Raw genomic sequence first — 4,269 nt, forward strand, 5'->3', positions numbered from 1 at the left:
TCGAACTTCTCCACGGCGCGGATGAGGCCCAGGTTGCCCTCCTGGATGAGGTCCAGGAAGAGCATGCCGCGCCCCGTGTAGCGCTTGGCCAGGGAGACCACCAGTCGCAGGTTGGCCTCCAGCAGGTGGTTCTTGGCCCTCTGGCCGTCCTGAGCCACCCAGTGCAGCTCTCGACGCAGCTTGGCCTGCAGGTCGTTCCCCTCCTCGGCCAGGCGGTGCTCGGCGTAGAGACCGGCCTCGATGCGCTTGGCGAGCTCGACCTCCTGCTCGGCGTTGAGCAGCGCGACCTTACCGATCTGCTTGAGGTAGTCCTTGACCGGGTCCGCCGTGGCACCGGCGGTGACGACCCGCTGAGCGGGCTCGTCGCCCTCGTCGGAGTCGGAGACGGTGAAGGAGCCGTCCTTGTCCTGGGACTTACCGCGCTTGCCGGACTTCTTGGAGGCGGCCTTCTCCGCCTCCTCCCGGCGCATGCGCTCGAGCTCCCCGGTCAGGGCCGCGATGGAGGGCTGCATCTTGATGCCCTTGATGACCCAGCCTCGGAAGATGTAACCGTTCTGGGCCAGGTAGTCACGCGCCACCATGGGGGCGGAGTCGCCGACGACGAACCGGGGCACGGGGCCGTGACCGTAGGGGGCCAGGGTGATGGGCTCCTCCAGGGTGCCGTGGCCGGCGATCTCCAGGTTCTCCACAATCGTTCGCGAGCGCACGAAGAGCGTCGCCCCGGGGGCCAGTCGGACGCCCTTGAGCGAGGCCGGGTTGTTGAAGGGGCTGCGCTTGGAGCCGTCGCCGTTCTCCTCCAGACTCACGTCCAGGTAGTAGTCGCGCAGCTCAGGGGCGGGACCGTCATCGTCCTGGACGATCCGCTCCTCGGAGTCATCATCCTCCGGGTCCTCATCCTCATCAGGGTCCTCGTCATCCTCCTCATCGGAGTCGTCGTAGTCCTCATCGTCGTAGTCGGAGACGTCGGTGTCGTCGTCCCCTTCATCGTCGAGGTCGAAGTCCTCGTCGTCGAGCGCGGTCTCGTCGACGTCGTCAGTGAGCTCGGCGCTGGAGCGCGTCACTGTGGAAGAAGCCACGGAGTTCCTTTCGCGTGGGCGGGCGGACAGCCGGTGGCGGGGTATGGGCGCCCGCCCCGGCACAGCGGACAACCCGAGAATTGTAGCGTTTATTCCCCAGCAACTTCGCGTCGTCGACTTGGTATGACCTCACCTTGACCACAGCCGTCCTTCCCAGGGACTGAAGGCGCTCCTCAGGACGCACCGGTGGACGCGCCCGCCTGCTGCCCCGTCTGCCATCTACCCTGGCGGTCATGAGCGAGCTGCCTGCGGCCCTGGGCCGTGTCCGTCCCGCCGTCGAGCACCGTCTGGAGGAGGTTCTGGCCGGCTGTCGACGACGCTGGGAGGACCTGGGACGGGCCGTTCCAGAGATGCTCGATACCGCCGGGAGCGTCCTGAACGGGGGCAAGCGCATGCGCGCCGTGCTGGGCGCGGTCGGCTGCACACTCCTGAGCGCTCCGGAGCACCGGGCCGAGTGCCTGGTCGGTACCGGTGCCGTCCATCTGGGTGCGGCGCTCGAGCTCTACCAGGCCAGCGCCCTGGTGCACGATGATCTCATGGACGGGGCCGAGACTCGGCGGGGACTGCCCGCGGCGCACCGCGCCTTCGCCCGGCAGCACGACGCCCACGGCTGGCTGGGGCGCTCACAGGCCTTCGGTGTCAACGGCGCCATCCTGCTCGGAGACATCCTGCTGTCCCTGGCCGGTGAGGAGATGAGCGCCTTGGCGCAGGCACACGCCGATTCCGGTTCCGGGGATGCAACGGTCCGGCGTGCTCGGGCCGCCTTCGACGCCATGACCACCGAGGTGGCCCTAGGGCAGTTCCTCGACGTGCGCGGCGAGAACCTGCCACTGCCCTGGGGGCAGGACCCCGCGGCCGCAGCGCAGCGGATGCATGACAACGCCCTGTCGGTCGTGCGCCACAAGTCGGCCCGGTACTCGGTGCGCTACCCGCTGCTCATCGGCGCACTCCTGGCCGGACTGGACCCAACCAGTCCCACCGCCGGACACCTGTCCGTCTTCGGCGAGGAGATCGGCATCGCCTTTCAGCTGCGCGACGACGACCTGGGAGTCTTCGGCCTACCGCAGGTCACCGGCAAGCCGGCCGGAGACGACCTGCGCGAGGGCAAGCGCACGGTGCTGCTGGCCCTGGCCTGGGGCCGATGCGACGAGGCCGACCGGGAGCTGCTTGGGAGTGTCCTGGCCAACGCCGAGGCCACGCAGGCCCAGATCACCGAGGCCGCGGCGCTCATCGAGGACTGCGGAGCACGCAGCGCGCACGAGGAGATCGTCGCCTTCCATCGCGACGCCGGGCGCAGTGCGCTGGACCGACTCAGGGCGGAGGGCGTGGTGAGTGCCGCATCACTGGACGATCTGGTGGCCCTGACGGACCTGCTGACGCACAGGAACTCTTGACGCAGCAGGCGAAACGGGCGGCGTCCACCGGGTCGGGCGGCACCACCCGCTCATGTTGGCGAGCGGCTGTCGGTCCGCCTCCGGCACCGTAGAATCGCGTTCGTGGTCACGGATCCCCTCATTGGTCGGCTGGTCGACTCTCGCTACGAGGTCGTCGACCGTCTTGCGCGCGGCGGCATGGCCACCGTCTACCGCGCCCATGACCGTCGCCTGGATCGAACCGTGGCGCTCAAGCTCATGCACGCCCACCTGGCCGACTCCCCCGACTTCGTCTCACGCTTCCGCCGTGAGGCGAGAGCGGCGGCCCGCCTGTCCAACCCGGGCGTGGTGGCCGTCTACGACCAGGGCAGCCTCGACGGGGTGGCCTACCTCGTCATGGAGTACATCGAGGGTCCCACCCTGCGCGACCTCATCGCTGCGGGGCCGCTGTCGGTCAAGGAGGCCCTGGGACTGGTCGCCCAGCTGCTGAGACCGCTCGGAGCCGCTCACCGGGCCGGGTTGGTCCACCGCGACATCAAGCCGGAGAACGTCCTGCTTCCCTCGGACGGCTCGGTGGCCAAGGTCGCCGACTTCGGCCTGGCCCGGGCGGTCACAGAGGTCACACAGACGACGACGGGCAACGTGCTGGGAACGGTCGCGTACCTGGCTCCAGAGCTCATCACCTCGGGAGACTCCACCTCCCGTGCGGACGTCTTCTCCGCCGGTGTGGTGTTCTACGAGCTGCTCACCGGGGAGCAGCCCTTCTCCGCGGACTCCCCCATCCAGATCGCCTTCCGCAACGTCCATGAGGATGTGCCTCTGCCCTCCACGCTGGTCCCCGACATGCCGGCAGACATCGACGAGCTCGTGGCGATCATGACGCGCCGTGAGCCCCAGGACCGCCCTGCCGACGCCGATGAGGCGCTGGCGCTGCTGCGCAACGTCGTCGACGAGCTCACGGACTCCGAACTGGCCGTGCGCCGCGGAGGCGGAACCGGCTCGATCCGGACCCAGGAGGTCATGACCGCCAACGCCCAGGCCGCTCGCTCAGCCATCGACAACGCGCTCCAGGACAAGGACCAGATCGACACCTCCGGCGACGATCCGGCCTCCCCCCACGTCGGCATGCGCACCGTCTCCCTGCCCATCGGCTCCATCGGACCGGACTCCAAGGGCAGAACTCACGCACTGTCGCGCAGGGCCCTGGCGGCCGACTCCCAGAAGACCACCGCCGTACCCACTCGGGAGAAGCACGCCGGCGGGCTCAACCGCCGCACGGCCATCATCGTCGGACTGCTGGCCGTGGCCGGAACCGGGGCGGGTGCCGCCTGGTACCTGACGGCGGGTCCGGGGCGGAGGGTGTCCGTCCCCGACATCGTCGGCATGTCCCAGGATGAGGCGCAGCTCGCCCTGGAGAAGCAGGGCCTCGACTGGGGCACGCCGGCGCGGGCCTACTCCGACACGGTTCCGGCCGGTCACGTCATCTCCTGCCAACCGAAGGTCGGTCAGAAGGTGGGGCTGAGCCGCGCCGTCACGGCCGTCATCTCCCGAGGCGTGGAGACCAAGACGGTTCCCGACGTCGTCGGAAAGACCAAGGACCAGGCCGGCGGCGCGCTCAAGGGAGCCGGCCTGACCCTGGGATCGGTCACCGAGGAGTACTCCGCCAGTGTCGACTCGGGGAAGGTGATCTCTTCCGACCCCAAGGCAGGCAAGGTCGTGGAGCACACCACGAAGGTCTCGATCGTGGTCTCCAAGGGCAAGGAGCCGGCAACCATACCCGACGTGACCGGCAAGAGCGAGGACGAGGCCAAGAAGACCCT

3 protein-coding genes are annotated in these 4,269 nt (G+C 69.1%); 2 read left to right on the forward strand and 1 reads right to left on the reverse strand.

The features are described from left to right. Positions 1–1,076 (reverse strand): sigma-70 factor domain-containing protein (locus RWR81_RS12640; protein ID WP_314458076.1); only part of this gene is annotated, 1,076 nt, incomplete at its 3' end. A gap of 233 nt (positions 1,077–1,309) precedes the next feature. Here RWR81_RS12640 and RWR81_RS12645 point away from each other — a divergent pair. Both RWR81_RS12645 and pknB read left to right on the forward strand, forming a co-directional pair. Next, complete coding sequence (locus RWR81_RS12645) at positions 1,310–2,470, forward strand: polyprenyl synthetase family protein (RefSeq protein ID WP_314458077.1); 1,161 nt, start codon at positions 1,310–1,312, stop codon at positions 2,468–2,470. A gap of 102 nt (positions 2,471–2,572) precedes the next feature. Continuing rightward, the coding region (gene pknB, locus RWR81_RS12650; RefSeq protein ID WP_314458078.1) for a Stk1 family PASTA domain-containing Ser/Thr kinase at positions 2,573–4,269 on the forward strand (1,697 nt) is incomplete at its 3' end.

Origin of the sequence: uncultured Actinomyces sp. (assembly GCF_963526355.1) — a bacterium.
GTDB lineage: Bacteria > Actinomycetota > Actinomycetes > Actinomycetales > Actinomycetaceae > Actinomyces.

Bases quoted from the DNA above. Each gene is read 5' to 3' on its own strand.
- RWR81_RS12645 (WP_314458077.1), top strand. From the start codon at position 1,310: ATGAGCGAGCTGCCTGCGGCCCTGGGCCGTGTCCGTCCCGCCGTCGAG.